Consider the following 19420-nt stretch of genomic DNA (forward strand, 5'->3'; position numbering starts at 1 on the left):
GGTGACGCCGCGAAGCGACCGGTGACCCTGGAAGCCGCGATGCGGCTCGCCGTCGAGCAGGCCGACCGGGTCAAGGGCGCCACCTACCCGAATCCACCCGTGGGCGCGGTGATCCTGGACGCCGCGGGCGAGGTGGTCGGCGTCGGTGCGACCGAGCCGACCGGGGGAGCACACGCCGAGGTGGTGGCGCTGCGGCGGGCGGGTGAGTTGGCGCGCGGGGGAACAGCGGTGGTCACCCTGGAACCGTGCAATCACCACGGTCGTACCCCTCCCTGCGTGGAAGGTCTTCTGGCAGCAGGGGTGTCGCGCGTGGTGTACGCCGTACCGGATCCCAACCCGGTGGCTGCGGGTGGGGCATCGCGTCTGGGTGCGGCCGGTGTCGAGGTGCACGCCGGGGTACTCGGTGCCGATGTCGCCGGCGGACCGCTGCGCGAGTGGCTGCACAAGCAACGCACCGGGCTGCCGCACGTCACGTGGAAGTTCGCCACCAGCGTGGACGGGCGCAGCGCTGCCGCCGACGGCAGCAGCCAGTGGATCACCAGTGAGTCCGCCCGAGCCGACGTGCACCGTCGGCGCGGCGTGGTCGAGGCGATCGTGGTCGGCACCGGCACGGTGCTTTTCGACGACCCGACGCTGACCGCGCGCCTGCCCGACGGCAGCCTCGCCGGCCGTCAACCGTTGCGGGTGGTGGTCGGGGAGCGGGAGATATCACCGGAATCGAACGTGCTCAATGACGACTCGCGCACCATGGTGATCCGCACCCGCGACCCGCACGAGGTGATGCGCGCCCTGTCCGACCGGACCGCTGTCCTGCTCGAGGGTGGCCCGACGCTGGCCGGGGCGTTCTTGCGCGCGGGTGTGATCGACCGGATTCTGGCGTATGTGGCTCCCATTTTGCTGGGCGGGCCGATCACGGCGGTCGACGATGTCGGGGTGCTCAGCATGGCCGGCGCCCAGCGCTGGCGTTTCGACGGAATCGAGGCGATCGGGCCCGATGTCCGACTCAGTCTGGTGCCGCACTGAGTTGTGATCGCAACCACAGTGTCGCTGGTGATGTGACGTTCAATCCTGTTGCCGGAGTGGCCTTGCCGGGTGTTGTAGCCGGGTGCCGGGGTCGGCGCGCCGGTAGACTTCGGTCAAAGCGCCTTCACCGACGAGTCGCTCGGGGATTGCACTAGCAAAGGATGACGAGCATGACTGCTTTGCAGGACTGGCTCAACAGCGGGCCGGTCAACCCGCAGAACGTCAGATCGCTGGTCTTCGGTGTGCTGCGGATGGGGCCTCAGCAGGTTCTATACCCGCGTGCCCCCAAGATCATGAAGCGCGGCCTCGAGCGCTGCTGATTTGCTGTACCAGCGTTCCGGGGCGCAGAACCACACCGTCTGGGGGCCCGTGCGCGTCCAGGTAGCGCCCAATTCCTGCCGCTGATCCGCGATGATGTTCTGCGGAGCGGTTTTCCCGCAGATTCCCGCGGGCGGCAAGGAGATGGTGATGAGCACGTCGGCAGAATCCCGAGGCCCCGGCGAGGGGCGCGTTCTTTCGCTGGCGCCGCTCACGGTGCTGGAACTCGATCCGGCCGAACTCGTCGATTGTGCGGCGTCGGCGGGATATGACGCCGTCGGCTTGAGACTGATCCGCGCGACCGCCCAGGAGCCGCTGCGGCCGACCATCGGCCGAACTCCACTGATCCTGGAAACCAAGCGCCGCCTTGATGATTCGGGACTGCGCCTGGTGGATATCGAGGTGCTGCGGTTACGTCCGGAGACCAGGGTCCGCGCAGATTTCGAGGCCTTCCTGGAGACCGGAGCGTATCTCGGGGCCACCGAGGTCCTGGTCACGGGCAACGACCCCGACCACAGCCGGACCGCGCAGAATCTCGCTGAGCTGGCTTTGCTGGCAGCCGAATTCGGGCTGACCCCCAGCCTGGAGCCGATGCCGTGGACCGAGGTCAAGGATCTTCGTCAGGGTGTGGCGATTCTGACGGCGTGCCCGGCGGGAGTCGGTCTGCTGGTGGACGCCATCCACTACGACCGCGCCATGAACTCGCCCGCCGAGCTGGCCGCGCTGCCGCAGGAGTGGATTCGCTACGCGCAGATCTGTGACGCGCCTGCCGAACGTCCGGGCACGGTGGCGGAAATGATGCACCAGGGCCGCGAAGCGCGGTTACTTCCGGGCGCCGGAGGTATCGATTTGGTCTCGATGTTGCGTGCGCTGCCGGCGGGTATCCCGATCAGTGTGGAGGCCCCGCTGCACAGCGACGCACCGGCGGCGGTCCGGGCGGCGGCGGCGGCGCGGGCTGCGCGCGAGGTGCTGGCGCTGGCCGACGAGGCCGGCGGATGCAGTTTCGGTACTCGCCGCACTCGTCCCGCCGCGTAGTCAACCCGCCACCCGCACGCGCCCGTCGATCACGCGGTCACCCCGACGCGGTCACGACGGCGGCGGCGCCGGAAACGCCGCACTGTCTTCATCTTTCACTGCCGGGGCGGCGTGATCGTCCTGCTCGTCGTGGTGATTGCGGTCGCTGATCATCAGCGATGCCAGAGCGCCGATGACGCACACCACCGCGGTGATGGCGAATATCTCGCCGTACTGCATGGTGTAGGCGATCCGGGTGTTCTCCATCAGCTGTCGGCCGGCGTCCAGCAGATTGCCGGTGTCGACGACGGGCAGCGACTGCAGGATCTGGTTGAAGCGGTACAGACCCCAGGCCGACAACGCGGCCATACCGATGAGCATGCCGATCATCCGGGAGACGACCACCGACGCCGATGCGATGCCGTGTTCGGCGACCGGCACCACCCGGAGCGCCGCGGAGGTCAGCGGACCGATCACGAGTCCGAGTCCGAAACCGGCCAGCGCCAGGTCGGTGTCGAACGCGGGCAGCGTGAACACCCCGAGATCGTGACGTGCCGAGAGCACGTTGACATCCCAGTGCGAGATCAGCCAGTAACCGAACGCGGCGATCAGCAGTCCGGCCACCGCGATGGGCCGATCGCCGATGCGGGTGGCCAGCCAGCCGCCGAGCAACGCACCGATCGGCAGCGCGATGAGGAACCGCAGCAGCAGCACCACGGCTTCGTTCTTGTCCATGCCGAGCACGCCCTGGCCGAACAGTTCGACGTTGACCAGCGTCACCATCAGTGCGGCACCGGCGGTCAGCGAAGCGGCCAGCGAGGCGAGGAACGGGCGGAACTTCACCCCGGCGGGCTCCAGCAGTCTGGTGGTGGCCTTCTTCTCCCAGACGAAGAACCCGACCATGGTCAGCACCGCCACGATCAGCAGCGGAATTCCGTAGCTGGGCAACAGGTTCTTGCCGTCCGGTGCCGGATTGTAGAGGCCGACGACGGCCGCGCCGAGCGCTATCGCCAGCAGCAGGCCGCCGATGACGTCCACCTTCTGCTGTGGTTGATCCCGGTCCCGGGACGGCACGCTGAAGTGGATCATGATCATCGCGGCGGCGGCCATCGGGATGTTGATCCAGAAGATGTCACGCCAGGTACTCAGCGCCCATACGACCGCGATGCCGTACAGCGGACCCAGCACGCTGCCGAGTTCCTGTGCCGCACCGATGCCGCCGAGCACGGTGGCGCGCCCGCGTGCCGACCAGAGGTCGGCTGCCAGTGCCAGGGTGACGGGAAGCAGGGCGCCGCTGGCGATACCCAGGATGGTGCGCCCGATGACCAGGGTGGTCAGGTCGCCGGCGAGGGCGGTGACCACCGATCCGGCCATGAATCCGAGCAGTCCGGCTTGGAGAATGAGCTTGCGCCCGAACCGGTCGGAGGCCTTGCCCAACAGGGGCATGGCCGCGATGTAACCGAGCAGATAGCTCGTCACGATGGGCGTGACCTGCTGAATCTGATTTATCGGGATGCCGACATCGCGCATGATGTCGGTCATGATGGTGATGACGACGTAAGTGTCGAGTGCACCGAGGGTGACCGCTAGGCCACCGGCACTGATGGCCAGGCGCCGGTTGGTGCCCGCCGAACCCGCTGCCCGGTGGCTGTTGGCCGCCGTCATCAGCTACCGGGCTTCGCGACGGTGACGGTCTTGCCCCAGTCGGTCAGGGTCATGGTGATGGTGTTACCCGCCGATGGCGCGATCTGGACCTGCGCCAGCTGGTGGTCGCCGTCCTCGCGGATCCATGCGGTGGCCGGGGCCGGGGCGCTCTGGTTGAGCTGCGGGGCGATCTTGTTGACCGCTTCGGCGCTGACGGTGCCGGTGATCTTGACCGCGTCGGAACCGCCGATCGCCTCGCGGCCCTCGGCCTTGGGGTCGGAGAAATTGGCCAGGATGTTGGCCAGGCCGGTGTCCGGGTTCAGGATGGCCGAGACGTCATAGATGTCGGCGGCAGGACCGAAGTTCTGCATGTTGCCGCCCTTGGTGATGGCGCCGTACAGATCGCCGTCGGCCACGACGAAGGCGACGTCGGTCAGCTTCTGGCCGAGGAAGATGATGTCGGCCTCGCCCTGCGCTGCGACGGCGGGGGCATTGGTCAGATCGCCGCTGAGGCTGGCGATGGGGAGTTCCTTGATCTCACCGCCGACGAGCAGCTCAAGGTGCACGCTCTGCTGGCTGCGGGTGGTCTCGGCGGATTCGGTGATGAGCGTGGCCGCTTCGGGGAGCGGGGCGTCGTTGGTCTTCGACCCGCAGGCGACGAGCGCTGCGGCCACCATCAGGATGGCGAGGAAGGGAAGAAGGATCCGGACTGCACGGGGGCGCGTCTGCATGCTCTGCATCGTAGTGGGTCTGCCCGAGTGCCCCCGAGCTACGTGGACGTGGCAGCCCCGGCACTAATCTTTAGCCATGTTCACCGGAATCGTTGAAGAGCTCGGCGAAATCGTCGGCAAAGAGGACCTCTCGGATGCGGCGCGGTTCGTGATCCGCGGGCCCGTGGTGACCTCCGACGCAGGTCATGGCGACTCCATTGCGGTCAACGGTGTCTGTCTGACGGTCGTGGAGGTGCGTCCGGACGGAGCGTTCACCGCCGATGTGATGGCCGAGACGCTCAACAGGTCCAGCCTGCGCGCGGTGCATGTCGGCAGCCAGGTCAATCTGGAGCGCGCCGCGGCGGTCAACAGCCGTCTCGGCGGCCATATCGTGCAGGGCCACGTGGACGGCACCGGCGAGGTGATCGCCCGAACCCCTTCGGAGAACTGGGAGATCGTCCGGATCTCGCTGCCCGGCGAGCTGGCCCGCTACGTCGTGGAGAAGGGCTCGATCACCGTCGACGGCATCTCGCTGACGGTCTCCGGGCTCGGGGACGACTGGTTCGAGGTGTCCTTGATTCCGACCACGCTGTCCTTGACGACGCTCGGTGGTGCGGCGGTTGGCACACCGGTCAACCTCGAGGTGGACGTCATCGCGAAGTATGTCGAACGGTTGATGGCCGACCGCGGGCAGTGAGCCGGGCGATCGTTTGAACTTTGCTCCCTGAACGATCAGCAACGGATGTCACCCCGGCGTGTCGACTCGCCGACCGTGTCGTTTTGTCCTCTCGACGGCCACCGGATCGGGTGGCGCGGCCGCCGGTTGGGTCCACGAAAGTGTCGGTGACAGTCACTTGATTGCGGAAGTATCTGCGTAATCCGCAGCCGGGTTCGGGTGTCGGCACCGGAACGGGATTCCGCTCATGCCGGATGGTCACCTTCATCTCACGGCGCTCGGCTTGGCCGGCATCATTTGTCCAGGTGGAAGTGTCGGCGCAGGGGATGGGCCGCCGCGGCCGCGCCGACCTCGATGACAGACGGAATCGTGGCCGATTTGCGGCGTCGGCGGCGTTTGCGGCGCGGCATCGTTGCTGGCAGATAGGGCTGGTAGGCGGCTATGCCGCCGGCGTCCCACCGGGGCCCGACCCAAGCCCGGTGATCGCGTGTCGGCTAATCGGTGGACACAGCCGAAATCACCTCAGGATTTCCTCAGTTTGCACTTTCCAGTTATTAACGGCCGTGTTAACTTACGGCGCAGTCAATAGGACTGTGCGCTCGGTCACGGCAACGATTGCCCGGCCGAGCGGTGGAACGTTGAGGAGCAACATGGCGACACATCGGAAGAAGTCAGCGAAGAGGCGGATCCGGACCGGCGAATTCGCTGTCGCCGCGTTCCTCGGCCTCGCGGTCACCGCCGCGCCGGCCATCGCGACAGCTGACACCTCCGACGGCGCATCCACCGGGCCCTCGGCAGACAAGGGCGGCGCCTCCGACGCCACAGCACCCAAGACCGGACCGAAGACCGCGAAGTCCGGTAAGACCGGCGCCGGCGACGGGACTTCGCTGCGCACGCAGGCGGCAATCGCCGAAGAGGATGAAGAAGACGCCCTCCCCGAGGGCGAGGACGTCGACGACGAGTCCGAGGTCGCCGAGACAGGCGTCGAAACCGACACCGAAACCGAAACCGAAACCGAAACCGAAACCGAAACCGACGCCGGAGACGGCGATGAGGCCGGCGAGGGTGAAGAAGTCGCGCCGCCGGTCACCGGGACGGGCACCGGCTCGACCGGAGCCGAGGTCGTCGAGCCGGTCGTCGTGGAGCCCGTCGTCGTGGAGCCCGTCGTCGTGGAGCCCGAGGTCGTGGAGACCCCGAACACCCCCGACACCACCCCGGTTGTGGACGTCATCGAGATCCCGTCCTCGGATCAATCGGCCTCCTCGCTGTCGCTCAAGGGGTCCGACCCGTCGCCGACCCCGACGGCACTGGCCTCGGCGCTGCTCGACATCGATCTCGACATCGTGCCCAAACCGCCGGTGATTCCGGCGTTCGCGCCGCTGATGGGCATCATCAACGGCCTCGCGAGCTGGGTCGACCAGATCTTCCCGCCCTACGCCGCCGATCCGCTGCTCAGCCCGACCCAGGTTGCCGCCGGCTATGTGATGACCCTGTTCGCCGGCCTGCAGGGCACCTACTGGCAGGGTCAACCCACGCCGTTCACCTTCGGCGCCCTAGTACTCGTGACGGCCGCGTACGCCCGCTACGAGCGTGTCGCCACGAACCACCTGCCGGGCGAGCCGACGATCTCGGCCGGCCCGCTGCCGCTGACCTGGAAGCTCAAGAGCGTCGATCCTGACGGTGACCTGCTCGTCTACTCCGTCGACCTGAGCGGCCAGCCCGGCAACGGCCTGATCACCATGAGCCCGGACGGCACCTTCAGCTTCATCCCCAGCTCGCTGACCGACCTGAACGAGGGCACCGACGTCACCTTCACCGTCCGGGTGAACGACAGCCTCGGCATGCTGGAGCACCCGATCAACCCCGAGGGCAACGACGCCTTCTACACCGTGTCCTTCCGTTACCCGGGTCTGGGCATCAACAACCTGCCCGTCTTCACCTCGCCCGGCCAGGCGACCGTGGTGGGCACCGACGGGACCACCGGCAAGGTCACCATCAGCGCACAAGCCACCGATGCCGACGGTGACCCGCTGACCTACACGGCGACCTCGCTTTTCGGCACCGTGACGCGCAACGAGGACGGCACGTTCACCTACACCCCGAACGACGCCGCCCGCCACGCCGCGGCCAGCGACCTGGCCGCGGCCCTCGGACTGGACAAGGACCTCGTCAGCATCTGGGCCAATGACGGCCGCGGCGGCATCACGCTGCTGCCGACGGTCGTCACCGTCGATATCGTGGGCGCCAACAACGCGCCCACGGTCACCGTCAATCCGCCCGCGATCTCCGATCCGCTGACCGGCCTGATCGCCGGTGGATTCGACATCGATGATGACGACAACGATCTCGTCACCTTCTCGCCCGGGATCCTGACGACCAACCGTGGTGGCCTCGTCACGGTGACAGGGCTCGGTTACACCTATCTGCCGTCCTTGCAGGCCCGCGGTCAGGGCGGGACCGACACCTTTACGGTCACGGCCGACGACGGTCACGGCGGCACCGTCCAGGTGTCGATCACGGTCACCATCGCCCAGATCAACGTGGCGCCGGTCTTCGAGTCGACTCCGACCATCACCAACACCGACCACACCACAGGTGTGTTGACCGGCACGTTCCAGGTTCGCGATGACAACGGCGACACCTTGACGTTCACCAGTTTGGGCTTGCTGGGAACCATCGCGGTCGATCCGACTCCCGCGGCGGACGGGGTGACCTACACCTTCACCTACACGCCCTACAACCCGCACGCCGCCTCGCTGCCGCTGGCGATCACCACCGATCTGGTGACCATCACCGCATGGGACGGTGGGCTGCTTTCCGGCGACAGTGCGACGTTCCTCGTCCAGCTCTCGACCCAGGTCAACCAGACCCCGTCGGCGACTTACCAGAACACCGGCGGCAGCAGCCTTCTCGGCACGGTGACGGGCACGATCGTCACCACCGACGATGACCTCATCCACACCTACACACCGCTCGTCATCACCACCGACAAGGGATCGGTCCTGGTGAGCGGATTGACCGGCGACTACATCTACACCGCTTCGATCGAAGCGCGCAACGCCGCGAGTGCGAGCGGCGCGTCGGCCTCCGACAAGATCGACACCTTCACCATCACGGTCACCGATCCCGCAGGCGCCAGTGTCGACGTGCTGGTCACCGTGACGATTCCGCAGTGGAACCTGCCGCCGGCCGGCGGTGTGGCGTCCAACATCATCGCCGACAGCAACGGCGTGGTGCGCGGCCAGATCGCCGGTGTCATCAACCTCGACGGCGATCCGCTGACGTACTCGATCACCGGCTCCAACGGCGCGAGCACCGCCTATACCGACGGGGGCGGCATCGCCCACGTCAACGCGGACGGCAGCTACGTGTACGTCCCGCGGCTCGGCGGAGCGCTCGGCTACTACGACTCGTTCAGCGTCACGGTCGACGACGGCCGCGGTGGAACCACGAACGTGCTCGTCGGCCTGGGCGCCGTCATCGCGCCGACCCCGTCGCTGGACGGCGTCACCGTGACGAAGACCAACGGGGCGCCCGGTGTGGTGACAGGCACGGTCGGGCTGGGATCGTCGGCCAACAACGGGCTGTTCAGCTCGTTCACCGGGAGCGGCGCGAGCCACGGCACCGTGACCTTCGACGGCGTGACCTACACCTACACCCGGACCTCCACCGGGCATGTGGGCGGAAGCAGCGACACCTTCGACATCATCGGCACGGCCTACGGGCTGACCATCACGGTCGCCACCGTCACCGTCACCCCGATCATCTCCAACGCCGCCCCGGCCCCGGGATCAACCACCATCACCGAGTCCGATGTGACCAACGTGCTGGGCGTGTACTGGCAGGAGACCAAGGGCAACATCAACGCGGTCGACGCGGACGGCGATGCGCTGGACTACCAAACGACACCGTTGGGGAAGTCGACCAACAATGGCGGCCTGGTGTACGTGTCGGAGGACGGGTCGTTCACCTACCGCATCGGCAAGTTCCGCTCCTACTACCACGACGCGGCGGCGACCGGGGCCACCGGCAACGCTGTCAACGACACCTTCAGCATCACGGTCACCGACTCGTTCGGCGCCAGCTCGACCATCGTGGTGTCCATCCCGATCGAGAAGCTGAATGACGCACCGTCCTCGAGCGTGTCGGTGGGCGGCAAGACCACCGATGCCCTCGGTGTGGTGCGCGGCACGATCAACGGCTCCGACGATGACGACGACTCGCTGACCTACACCCTGATCGGCGGAAGCAACGGGACCGCGTCGACCGCCAACGGCGGCATCATCCGGTTCAGCGGCAACTCGTTCACCTACATCCCGACCGCGGGCCAGAGCACGGACTCGTTCCAGGTCCAGGTCAACGACGGCCACGGCGGCGTCTCGACGGCGACCATCAGCCTGACCGGGCTCGGCACCCCGTCACCGACCACCAACGTGAACACCGCGACACCCAATGTGGTTACCGGACAGCTGAATACGGCCGGTAACACCGGCCTGACCTACAGCGTGGGCGGCCAGGGGACCAAGGGCACGGTCACGGTGACGGCCACGGGTGCGTTCACCTACACCCGCAACGGTGCGTTGGGGCACACCCAGACCCCGGGCGACACGTTCACCATCAGGGCCACCGACGCCAACGGCAACTCGGTGATCATCGCGACGGTGAACGTCACCCCGACGGTCACCAACACCGCACCGGTGGCCGGCAGCACGGACTTCACCGGTTCGTCGATCGATGACAACCGGATCCTCGGCATCGGCACCCTGAAGCAGACCACCACCGGGAAGTTGAAGGCCACCGACGCCGACGGGGACACCGTGAGCTTCACGGCGGGCTCGTTCTCCACGGCCAACGGCGGCACGGTGGCGGTCAATGCCGACGGCACCTTCACCTACACCATCAACGAGGGCTTCTCGTACTACCACGGGGCGGCCAAGATCGGCGCTTCGGGCGGCGCGGTCGCCGATACCTTCACGGCCACCGCGGTGGACGGGTTCGGCGGCAGCACCAGCTACTCGGTGTCGGTGGCGATCTACGCGATCAACAAGACGCCGACCATCTCCGGTGGCAGCAAGTTCTTGGGCACGGTCAGCGGGATCAACGTCGATGACGATGACGGCGACTCCCTGACCTTCAGCCACAACGGGTCCAGCTTCACCTTCGGTGGGCGGGGCCTGTACACCAGCACGCTGTGGAGCGGTGACCGGCTCACCGTCACCGACGGCTACTACGTCACCGCCAACGGCGTCGTCACCGGCACTCCGTCCACCGTGACGAAGACCTGGTAAGCCTGCCGTCCGAGATGCGCACCGCCCCCGAGGGATTCGCACCATGACGATCGACGGCCTGTCGCGCAGTCCGGCCCCGGTGGAGCCGTGGGTGGATCTCGGCGAGCCGGACCAGCAGACGGCTCTGGTGCGCGGGTCGGTTCGGATCGTCGAGCAGGGCGACCGGGCGGTGCGCTTCGGACCGGAGCAGTCCAGCACCGCCAAGGGTGGCCTCGTCGCGGTCGATCCCCGGACCGGACGCTTCACCTACACCCCGTCGGTGGCGGCCCGGCAGGTCTCCCGCACGAGTACGAGTTACCGGGACAAGGTCGACACGTTCACCGTCGACGTCGTCGACGCCCACGGCTCCCGGGCCGAGGCGCACGTCGTTGTCGAGATCCTCGCCGCACACGTCCCGCTCGGCGAGGCGGCAGGAGCCGGCCGGGCCTGCGCCGACCGTGCGGCACAACCCAGCGGTGGTCTGAAGACCAACACCATGCTCGGTGCCAAAGAGGTGCAGTGGTCCCCGATCACCACCGACGGCGGATCTGTGTCCATCCTGTCGACATCGGGTGGCACGTCCGCGCTCAGCGTCGGACCGGCCGGTGACCACACCCTGACCTTCACCTCCTCCGGCGGCGGTTACTTCAACAAGGGGCCGGCCGGCAGCGTGGTGCTGCGGGTGACGGACCCGTCCGGGTCCCACACCGACCGGACCTACACCTACTGAGCCGAATTCAGCTGATAGAAGGAGACCTGCACCATCACCATCGATGACATTCACCGCGGCAGCTTCGACTCGTCGATCGCGGTGAACCTCGGACCCGATGTCGGCACCCACCTCGAGGCGCCCACCACGTTTTCCACGCATTCACACGTGGTGGACATGGTGGTGCGCGCGGACACCCCGCCGACCGCCTTCGCCGAGGTCGGTGACCCCAAGCGGCCCACCGGAACGGTGACCGGCGCGGTGATCAGCCGTAACACCGGGGCGCTCAGCTACGGCCCGGTGCTGTTCACCACCGCCAAGGGTGGGCTGGTCTCGGTGGGCGCGCTGTCCGGGCGGTTCAGCTACACCCCGTCGGATCAGGCGCGCCTGCTGGCCACGTCGAGTGCCGATCTGGACGACAGGGTGGACACCTTCGGTGTCACCGTCACCGATCTGTACGGTGGCGCCACCGATGTGCCGGTGACGGTGGAGATCCTCACCGCCGAGGTACCGCCGGTCGGTGCTCCGATCCTGGGGCTTCCGGATGCCAATGGCGTTGTCACCGGCCATATCCAGGGCGCCGCTCGCGACGGGGGCACCCTCGTGTACAGCCTGGCGAACTCATCGAACCCCGCCGGCTCCACCGACGAATCGGCATACTCGCGCAAGGGCGGGCTGGTGCAGTTGGATCCGGTCACCGGCCATTTCGTCTTCGTCCCGACGATCTCGCAGGCCACCATCGCGGGCCTGGACACCGACACGTTCACGGTGACGGTGACCAACACCCTCGGCGGTTCCGCCGACGTGACGGTGAATCCGTTGGCGCACCTGACGATCGGTGTGGAAACCGTCAGCACCGCCCCCGATGTCCAGTGCGGCAGGCTGGCGGTCAGCGAGGACGGTCCGCTGTCGTTCCGCGTGGGCACCGGTCCCCGCAAGGGCACCGTGCAGGTGGACCGCAACGGCGCCTACGTCTACACGCGGACCCCCGGGCTCGGACACGGCATCACCGCCGCCGACAGCTTCACCATCGTCGGCACCGACGACTACGGCCGCTCGATCACCGTGGCGGTCGTGGCGGTGTGCCCGCCGCTGACGACCGTCGCCCCGGTGGCTGCCACGGTGGTGGTGTTCGAGTCGGCGGTCAACGGTATGGGCGACCAGACCACCAGGGGCATGATCGCCGCTCCCGGCGCCGAACGCTTCACCAGCGGCACGGTGCTGTCGACCAAGGGCAGCTCGGCCTACATCGCCGCGGACGGCACCTTCACCTATTCCAGCGCGCAGAACCTCGGGGTGGGGCACGGCGCCGCCGCGGTCGATGCGCTGGCCGCCGACAAGGCCGATACCTTCTCCGTCCTCGCCGAACACGCCGACGGGCGCCGCACCCCGGTTCTGGTGACGGTGCAGCTGCACCCGTACAACAACACCCCGACACAGGGCACGACCGGCGGCAGTGGCCGCACCCGTGGCCTGCGGACCGGCGACTGGACCACCAGCGTCGTCGACGTCGACGGTGACGACATCACCTACAGCATCACCCAGCGCAACCCCACCGGCGTGGTGTCGGTGAGCCGCAACCGGGTCGGCGCGTTCACTGTGCACTACGAATCGACATCGGTACGGGCAGGCACCTGGTACCCCAGCGAGAGATTCACGATCACCTTCTACGACGGGCACCTCAAGGCCGACGGGACCCCCGCGGCCGTGATCGCGGAATACCTGTTCTAGATCGCCCAGAACCCCCGCTCGATTGCCCGCCGGTGCTCTCCGGGACCGGCGGGCAATAACTGTTGAGGTCCCGTGGTTCATACTGATGGCACCGGGCTACCCGCGCGCGTGCGCGCAGGTCGACGCTCACGAATCTGATGAAGGTGGCACAGGATGACAAGGCTGGATTCCGTCGAACGGGCGGTGGCCGACATCGCGGCGGGCAAGGCAGTCGTGGTCATCGACGACGAGGACCGCGAGAACGAGGGCGATCTGATCTTCGCGGCCGAGAAGGCCACCCCTGAGCTGGTCGCGTTCATGGTCCGCTACACCTCCGGTTATCTGTGTGTGCCGCTGGACGGGGCGGTCTGCGACCGGCTCGGGTTGCTGCCGATGTACGCGGTGAACCAGGACAAGCACGGCACCGCGTACACGGTCACCGTCGATGCCAAGAAGGGCGTCGGCACCGGTATCTCGGCCTCCGACCGCGCCACCACCATGCGCGCGCTCGCCGACCCGGCGGCCATCGCCGAAGATTTCACCAAACCCGGCCACGTGGTGCCGCTGCGAGCCAAGGACGGCGGCGTGCTCCGTCGCCCCGGGCACACCGAGGCCGCGGTCGACCTGGCCCGCCTGGCCGGTCTGCAGCCGGCGGGCGCCATCTGCGAGATCGTCAGCCAGAAGGACGAAGGCGCCATGGCGCAGACCGATGAGCTGCGGGTCTTCGCCGACGATCATGACCTGGCGCTCATCTCCATCGCCGATCTCATCGAATGGCGCCGCAAGCACGAAAAGCACATCGAGCGGATCGCCGAGGCTCGGATTCCGACCCGGCACGGCGAGTTCCGGGCGGTCGGCTACACGTCGATCTACGAGGATGTCGAACACGTCGCCCTGGTGCGTGGGGACATCTCCGGACCGGAGTTCGACGGTCACGACGTCCTGGTCCGGGTGCATTCCGAATGCCTGACCGGCGATGTGTTCGGGTCACGCCGCTGCGACTGCGGTCCGCAACTGGACGCCGCGATGGCCATGGTGGCCCAGGAAGGCCGTGGGATCGTGCTGTACATGCGCGGCCACGAGGGCCGGGGGATCGGCCTGCTGCACAAGCTGCAGGCCTACCAGCTGCAGGATGCGGGTGCAGACACCGTGGACGCCAACCTGGAGCTGGGGCTGCCCGCCGATTCGCGTGACTACGGTATCGGTGCACAGATCCTGGTCGACCTCGGTGTGCGGTCGATGCGTCTGCTCACCAACAACCCGGCCAAGCGCGTCGGGCTGGACGGCTACGGCCTGCACATCACCGAGCGGGTGCCGTTGCCGGTGCGTGCCAACGCCGAGAACATCCGCTACCTGATGACCAAGCGCGACCGGATGGGCCATGACCTGACCGGCCTCGAGGATTACGACGAGGTGGCCCCCGGCGAACTCGGTGGCGCCCGATGAGCGGCGCGGGCGGGGCGGTCCCCGACCTGCCCGATATCGACGCCTCCTCGGTGTCGCTGGGCATCGTCGTGAGCACCTGGCACGCGCAGATCTGCGACGCCCTGCTCGACGGGGCGTTGCGGGCGGCCAAACGGCTGGGCGTGACCGATCCCGCCGTGGTGCGCGTGCACGGCGCGATCGAGATCCCGGTCGTCGCGCAGGCGCTGGCCGGCAAGTACGACGCGGTGGTGGCCCTCGGTGTGGTGATCCGCGGCGAGACACCGCATTTCGACTATGTCTGTGACGCGGTCACCCAGGGGCTCACCCGGGTGTCGCTGGATCTCGCGACGCCGGTGGCCAACGGGGTGCTGACCACCAATACCGAGCAGCAGGCGTTCGACCGCGCCGGACTGCCGCGTTCCAGCGAGGACAAGGGCGCCCAGGCCGCCGCCGCGGCCCTGTCGACCGCACTGGTGCTGCGCGACCTGGCGTCATGAGCCAGGACTCCGGCGGGCAGGAGCGGAGCGACCCGGGGAAAGGCTCCGGCGGGGAGCACAGCGACCCGGGGAATGCCCCATGGGAGCTGGAGGTCCGGCCGCACCTGACGCCGTACTTCGTCTACGGGGCGGCTTTCCTGATTGCGGCCGCCCACATCGGTGTCGGTTTCCTGCTGAAGGTCGGTTCCAGCGGTGTGGTGTTCCGCACCGCAGACCAGGTCGGCATCGCACTGGTCGGGATCACCATCGCGGGTGTGACCCTGTTGCTGGCCCGCCCGCGGCTGCGCGCGGGAGCGGCGGGAATTTCGGTGCGCAATGCAGTGGCGTACAAGCTGATCCCGTGGTCCGAGGTGGTTGACGTGTCCTTCCCGGTGGGCGCGCGGTGGGCCAGAGTCGACCTGCCCGATGACGAGTACACCGCGATCATGGCGATCCAGGCGGTCGACAAGGACCGCGCGGTGCAGGCGATGGACCGGTTGCGAGCGCTGATGGATCGCTACCGCCCCGACCTCAATTCACATTCAGCATCATCGTGATCTCACCGACGGTCCCGGCAGTGTCGCCGGCACTGACGGTGAACCCCAGACTGTCGTAGACGGCGCGTGCCGCCTCGTTGGCGGCGTGCACCCGCAGCGTCACCCGTTGCACCCGCTGATTGCGGGCCCAATCCACCGCCTCGGCGACCAGCGTGCGCCCCAGTCCGCGCCCGCGGGCCGCGGGATCCAGCCACAGCGAGTACAGATACACCGCCTCCGGGCTCTGGCGTTTACACCGCCTCCGGGCTCTGGCGTTGCGCGCCGATCAGGCCGACCGGCCGGCCGTCGACGACGGCGGCGAACTGCGCGTGGGCGCGCAGCCGGCGGCGCCACTGCGCCGCGGTGAAGGTGGACTCGTGCCGGTACTGCGGGTCCTCGGCGCCCAGCGAGTCGGTGAGGGCGCGAAGCCGCACGCCCGCGAAGGCCCGCCAGTCCGTCTCCGTCAGCCGCGCTATCCGCGCCTGCGCCATCCCCATCGCATCAGTATCGCCGCTGCTGGCTGCGGTAGGATCGGCAAGTCGATGAGTACCTTGGAATTCGTGTCGACGTCGGCCGGCGGCATCGCCGAAAGCGACGCGCCACTCGTCTGCGCACCCGCCCTGGTTGCGGCGCTGGGCACCCAACCGGCGCTCACCGTGCCGCTGGTCAGTGGCCGCGAGGCCGACACCGGGCTCATCTGGGCGCGACTGGACGAAACGGCCCGCTTCTTCGGCATCGACATCCCGCCGGTCACCGCGCTGCGTGACACCGTGACGGGCTTCCTCGACGAGGCGACCGCCCGGCACGGGCCGGTCACGCTGGCGGCGCGGGTGATGGTCGCCGAGGTCGACGGGCAGTCCCGGTTCGTGGTGTCCGCATCGGTGATCGACCCGGTCCGGAACGAGCCGGTGGTGCTGAACATCACATCGGGCCCGTCCGACGAGCCGATGCCACACTGGCGTCGGATGGCGGGGCGCACCGGCAGTCAGGCCGAGGCCGATCTCGCCGAACGCGAGTTGCGGGCCGCCGGTTACGCCGACGAGGTTTTCGCCGACGGCGACCTGGTGCACCCTCCGCGACTGGGCGCGTTGGTCTTCGACACCGCCGGCGGGGCCGTCGGCACCGGCGCGGACAGACTGGAGTTGCTGCGGGCCGCCGGTCTGCTGGACGGCGTGCGCTACTCGGATGCGCCCGTCCCGGTCTCCGGCGCTGCACGTGCCCACTGGGTGTCACCGCGTTTCGAGACCCATCCCGTCAGCGCCATCGGCGCCCGTCGATTCGAGGTGGCGCCGAATGAGTGAGTCATTCCGTCCGGAATCCTTCGACGCCTTGGTGATCGACGGCAACGACTGGGTTGACGGCCGGCTCAAGCTGCACTACACGCTGCGCGGTCCGGACCCGGTCAGCTTCACCGAGGTGATCGATTTCGGTGACATCGGCGCCGCGCCGGACCCGTTGCTGGCCCGTCTGCTGACGCTCACCTGCTCGCTGAGCTACTACAAGGCGGCCGCCCCGCCCCGCATCGAGATCGCTTTCCCCACACACGATTTCGAGAAGCGTTACCTGAGCGCGCTCATCGAGGGCGGTCTGGGTGAGTTCGCGTACACCAACCAGCTGCCCGATGCGCTGACCCCCGAGATCGACGGTCCGGTGGCGACCGACCGGCCCCGCGACGGTGACGCTTGGGATCCGGCGGCAACCCCGCTGGTTCCCGTCGGCGGCGGAAAGGACTCGGTGGTCAGCATCGAGGCGTTCCGTCGGCACGGCGTGGCGCCGATGTTGTTCAGTGTCAACCGGTATGACCCCATCGATCGGTGCATCGAGGTGAGCGGTCTCAGCAGTGTGCACGTGCGCCGCAGCATCGACCGCCGGCTCATCCGGGCCAACGCCGAGGGCGCCTACAACGGGCATGTGCCGGTGACCGCGATCAACAGTGTGATCGGCTTGATCGTGGCCGACGCCCACGGTTTCGGTCCGGTGGTGCTGTCCAACGAGCGGTCCTCCAACGTCGGCAATGTCGAGTGGCTCGGCCGCGATATCAACCACCAGTGGTCCAAGAGCCTGGCGTACGAGACGCTGCTGCGGGACACCCTGGCGCGCCACGGATTCAACCCGGATCGCTACTTCTCGCTGCTGCGCGGGCTGTCGGAATCCCAGATCGCCGACCGGTTCGCCACCAGCGGAGAGTATTTCGGCGTTTTCACGAGCTGCAACCGGCTGTTCGCGCTGGATCCGAGCCGGCGTGCCAGTTCCTGGTGTGGGCACTGCCCGAAGTGCCAGTTCGTCTTCGTGCTGCTGGCGCCGCGACTGGGCCGGCCCACGCTGGAGAAGATCTTCGGCCGCAACCTGTTCGCCGACAACGGGAACCGGGACGGCATGGCCGACATCCTCGGTATCGGCGTGCACAAACCGTTCGAATGTGTTGGGGAGTACCACGAGGCGGCCCAGTCCATGCTCGCGGTGATCGACGACCCGCAGTGGCAGGGCCTGGAACTGGTCGACGATTTCGCCGAGCACCGCGCGCAACTGGCGGTGGTCGCTGTCGACCCGGATCCTTCGCCGGCCGAACATCATGTGCCCGAGCGGTATGCCAACCTGCTCGATACGAAGCCGGTCGATGACTGAGCTGGCCGGACGGGTCGTCGGAATCTGGGGGCTGGGCAAGGAGGGGCTGTCCATGGCCCGTACCGCCGCCGCGCAGGGGGCCGCCCGCATCATCGCGGTCGACGATCGCGCCGGCATCGTCGTGCCCGGCATCCCCAATCTGACGGTCAGCAGCGGTCCCAAGGCCCCGGAACGGTTGCGCGACACCGATATCGTGTTCGTCAGCCCCGGCGTGCCCTGGCGGCACCCGGTGTTCGCGCAGATGCGTGACACCGGGCCGGTGGTGTCGAATGCCGCCGACTGGTTCATGGCGCGCCACGGCGCCCGCACCGTGGGGATCACCGGTACCAAGGGCAAGAGCACCACCGCCGCGTTCCTGGCGCATCTGTTGGCAGGGCTGGGCGTGCCCGCGGTGGCGGCGGGCAATATCGGCACACCGCTGTCGGACCTAGACCCGGCCGCAGGCGAGTGGGTGGTGGCCGAGCTGTCGAGTCAGCAGTGCGCATTGTTGCGCACGCCGCCCGCGGTGGCGGTGATCACCAACCTGTTCCAGGATCATCTGGACTTCCACGGCGACATCACCGCCTACTACGAGGCGAAATCCCATGTGTTCGGCGCCGCCACGCGCTGCCTCGTCACGACACCCGCTGTCGTCGAGGCACTTCGGCGCATCGGCATCTCGGATCTTCCCCCGCTGCGTGCACTGGACCCCGCTGCGGTCAGGACGCCGGCGGGGGATTCGGTGCTGTCCTACGCGCACAACACCGTCAACGCCGCACTGGCGGCGCTGGCCGCCGAGCAGGTGCTCGGACGCCCGGTGACCGAGGCGGAGGTGGATGCCGCGGCCGCCACGTTCAGCGGTCTGCCGCACCGGCTGCAGACCGTCCGGCGCACCGGTGGGATCCGCTGGATCGACGACACGCTGGCGACCACCGGGGAAGCGGTGGTGGCCGCGCTGAGCGCCATGCGGTCCGATGAGGAGATCGCGCTGATCGTCGGCGGCATGGACCGGGCGTTGGATTACCGGCAACTCGACGCGTACCTGTGCAGCCGCCGGCGCCGGGTCACCCTCATCCAGGGCCCGACCAACGGTGCGCGTATCGGTACCGGTTTCGCCGCGGCGCATCCCGACCGCACGCACCGCGTGGACAGCCTGCAAGACGCGGTCCGGGTGGCCGCGGCGGTCCCCGGCGTCGACGTGGTGCTGCTGTCCCCGGGCGCCGCAAGCTACGACATCTTCCGCAACTACGAAGAAAAAGCCGCCGTGTACTGCGGGTATATCGACGTCATAGACACGCTCTAACCTGG

At 68.0% G+C, this 19420-nt stretch carries 17 protein-coding genes; 13 read left to right on the forward strand and 4 right to left on the reverse strand.

Annotated features, from left to right (window positions below):
- Positions 1-21 precede the first annotated feature (21 nt).
- From ribD to C6A86_RS12765, 3 genes are all read left to right on the forward strand, one after another.
- Positions 22-1023, forward strand: coding sequence for a bifunctional diaminohydroxyphosphoribosylaminopyrimidine deaminase/5-amino-6-(5-phosphoribosylamino)uracil reductase RibD (gene ribD / locus C6A86_RS12755; RefSeq protein ID WP_199196128.1), 1002 nt, complete (start codon positions 22-24; stop codon positions 1021-1023).
- Positions 1024-1193: 170 nt separating this feature from the next.
- On the forward strand, positions 1194-1343 hold the full coding sequence (locus tag C6A86_RS12760; protein WP_158263246.1) for a hypothetical protein: 150 nt from the start codon (positions 1194-1196) through the stop codon (positions 1341-1343).
- 148 nt (positions 1344-1491) lie between these two features.
- Positions 1492-2376 (forward strand): sugar phosphate isomerase/epimerase, encoded by an 885-nt coding sequence (locus C6A86_RS12765; protein ID WP_105362593.1) that lies wholly within the window; start codon positions 1492-1494, stop codon positions 2374-2376.
- Between the two features lie 51 nt (positions 2377-2427).
- Here C6A86_RS12765 and C6A86_RS12770 read toward each other — a convergent pair whose 3' ends face one another.
- Together C6A86_RS12770 and C6A86_RS12775 are read right to left on the reverse strand one after the other, a co-directional pair.
- A complete protein-coding gene (locus C6A86_RS12770) occupies positions 2428-4020 on the reverse strand; it encodes an MFS transporter (protein ID WP_105362587.1) in 1593 nt (530 codons plus the stop codon).
- Entirely contained in the window at positions 4020-4730 is a 711-nt protein-coding gene (locus C6A86_RS12775) for an LppX_LprAFG lipoprotein (RefSeq protein WP_199196127.1), read from the reverse strand. The genes C6A86_RS12770 and C6A86_RS12775 overlap by 1 nt, the downstream gene beginning before the upstream one ends.
- 76 nt (positions 4731-4806) lie before the next feature.
- On the opposite strand from C6A86_RS12775, the gene C6A86_RS12780 reads away from it, so the two are divergent.
- The 7 genes from C6A86_RS12780 to C6A86_RS12810 all read left to right on the forward strand — a co-directional run bounded on the left by C6A86_RS12780 (position 4807) and on the right by C6A86_RS12810 (position 15529).
- Positions 4807-5406, forward strand: a complete 600-nt coding sequence (locus C6A86_RS12780; RefSeq protein ID WP_105362589.1) for a riboflavin synthase — start codon at positions 4807-4809, stop codon at positions 5404-5406.
- Between the two features lie 629 nt (positions 5407-6035).
- On the forward strand, positions 6036-10673 hold the full coding sequence (locus C6A86_RS12785) for an Ig-like domain-containing protein (protein WP_105362590.1): 4638 nt from the start codon (positions 6036-6038) through the stop codon (positions 10671-10673).
- A 43-nt stretch (positions 10674-10716) separates the two neighbouring features.
- Positions 10717-11382 (forward strand): hypothetical protein, encoded by a 666-nt coding sequence (locus C6A86_RS12790; protein ID WP_105362591.1) that lies wholly within the window; start codon positions 10717-10719, stop codon positions 11380-11382.
- Between the two features lie 81 nt (positions 11383-11463).
- The gene (locus C6A86_RS12795) at positions 11464-13092 is read left to right on the forward strand and encodes a hypothetical protein (RefSeq protein ID WP_311101167.1); all 1629 of its coding nucleotides are present in this window, start codon (positions 11464-11466) and stop codon (positions 13090-13092) included.
- 153 nt (positions 13093-13245) lie between these two features.
- Positions 13246-14517: a bifunctional 3,4-dihydroxy-2-butanone-4-phosphate synthase/GTP cyclohydrolase II gene (locus C6A86_RS12800; RefSeq protein ID WP_105365103.1), complete on the forward strand. Its 1272-nt coding sequence runs from the start codon at positions 13246-13248 to the stop codon at positions 14515-14517.
- Complete coding sequence (ribH, locus tag C6A86_RS12805; protein WP_105365102.1) at positions 14514-14993, forward strand: 6,7-dimethyl-8-ribityllumazine synthase; 480 nt, start codon at positions 14514-14516, stop codon at positions 14991-14993. Before C6A86_RS12800 ends, ribH begins: the two co-directional genes overlap by 4 nt.
- Positions 14990-15529: a PH domain-containing protein gene (locus C6A86_RS12810; protein WP_105365101.1), complete on the forward strand. Its 540-nt coding sequence runs from the start codon at positions 14990-14992 to the stop codon at positions 15527-15529. Before ribH ends, C6A86_RS12810 begins: the two co-directional genes overlap by 4 nt.
- On the opposite strand, the gene C6A86_RS29185 is transcribed toward C6A86_RS12810, so the two are convergent.
- The gene (locus C6A86_RS29185; RefSeq protein WP_396835169.1) at positions 15504-15740 is read right to left on the reverse strand and encodes a GNAT family N-acetyltransferase; all 237 of its coding nucleotides are present in this window, start codon (positions 15738-15740) and stop codon (positions 15504-15506) included. The two genes, C6A86_RS12810 and C6A86_RS29185, sit on opposite strands and share 26 nt — an antisense overlap.
- A 19-nt stretch (positions 15741-15759) precedes the next feature.
- Positions 15760-16005 (reverse strand): hypothetical protein, encoded by a 246-nt coding sequence (locus tag C6A86_RS29190; protein ID WP_396835171.1) that lies wholly within the window; start codon positions 16003-16005, stop codon positions 15760-15762.
- Between the two features lie 45 nt (positions 16006-16050).
- Here C6A86_RS29190 and C6A86_RS12820 point away from each other — a divergent pair, with 45 nt between their 5' ends.
- The 3 genes from C6A86_RS12820 to murD are packed head-to-tail and all read left to right on the forward strand — an operon-like array spanning position 16051 to position 19415.
- On the forward strand, positions 16051-16809 hold the full coding sequence (locus C6A86_RS12820) for a hypothetical protein (protein ID WP_105365100.1): 759 nt from the start codon (positions 16051-16053) through the stop codon (positions 16807-16809).
- Positions 16802-18133 (forward strand): hypothetical protein, encoded by a 1332-nt coding sequence (locus tag C6A86_RS12825; RefSeq protein WP_311101169.1) that lies wholly within the window; start codon positions 16802-16804, stop codon positions 18131-18133. The genes C6A86_RS12820 and C6A86_RS12825 overlap by 8 nt, the downstream gene beginning before the upstream one ends.
- Complete coding sequence (gene murD / locus C6A86_RS12830) at positions 18126-19415, forward strand: UDP-N-acetylmuramoyl-L-alanine--D-glutamate ligase (RefSeq protein ID WP_105365098.1); 1290 nt, start codon at positions 18126-18128, stop codon at positions 19413-19415. Before C6A86_RS12825 ends, murD begins: the two co-directional genes overlap by 8 nt.
- The last annotated feature ends 5 nt before the right edge of the window (positions 19416-19420 follow it).

This window comes from Mycobacterium sp. ITM-2016-00316, assembly GCF_002968335.2.
Lineage (GTDB): Bacteria > Actinomycetota > Actinomycetes > Mycobacteriales > Mycobacteriaceae > Mycobacterium.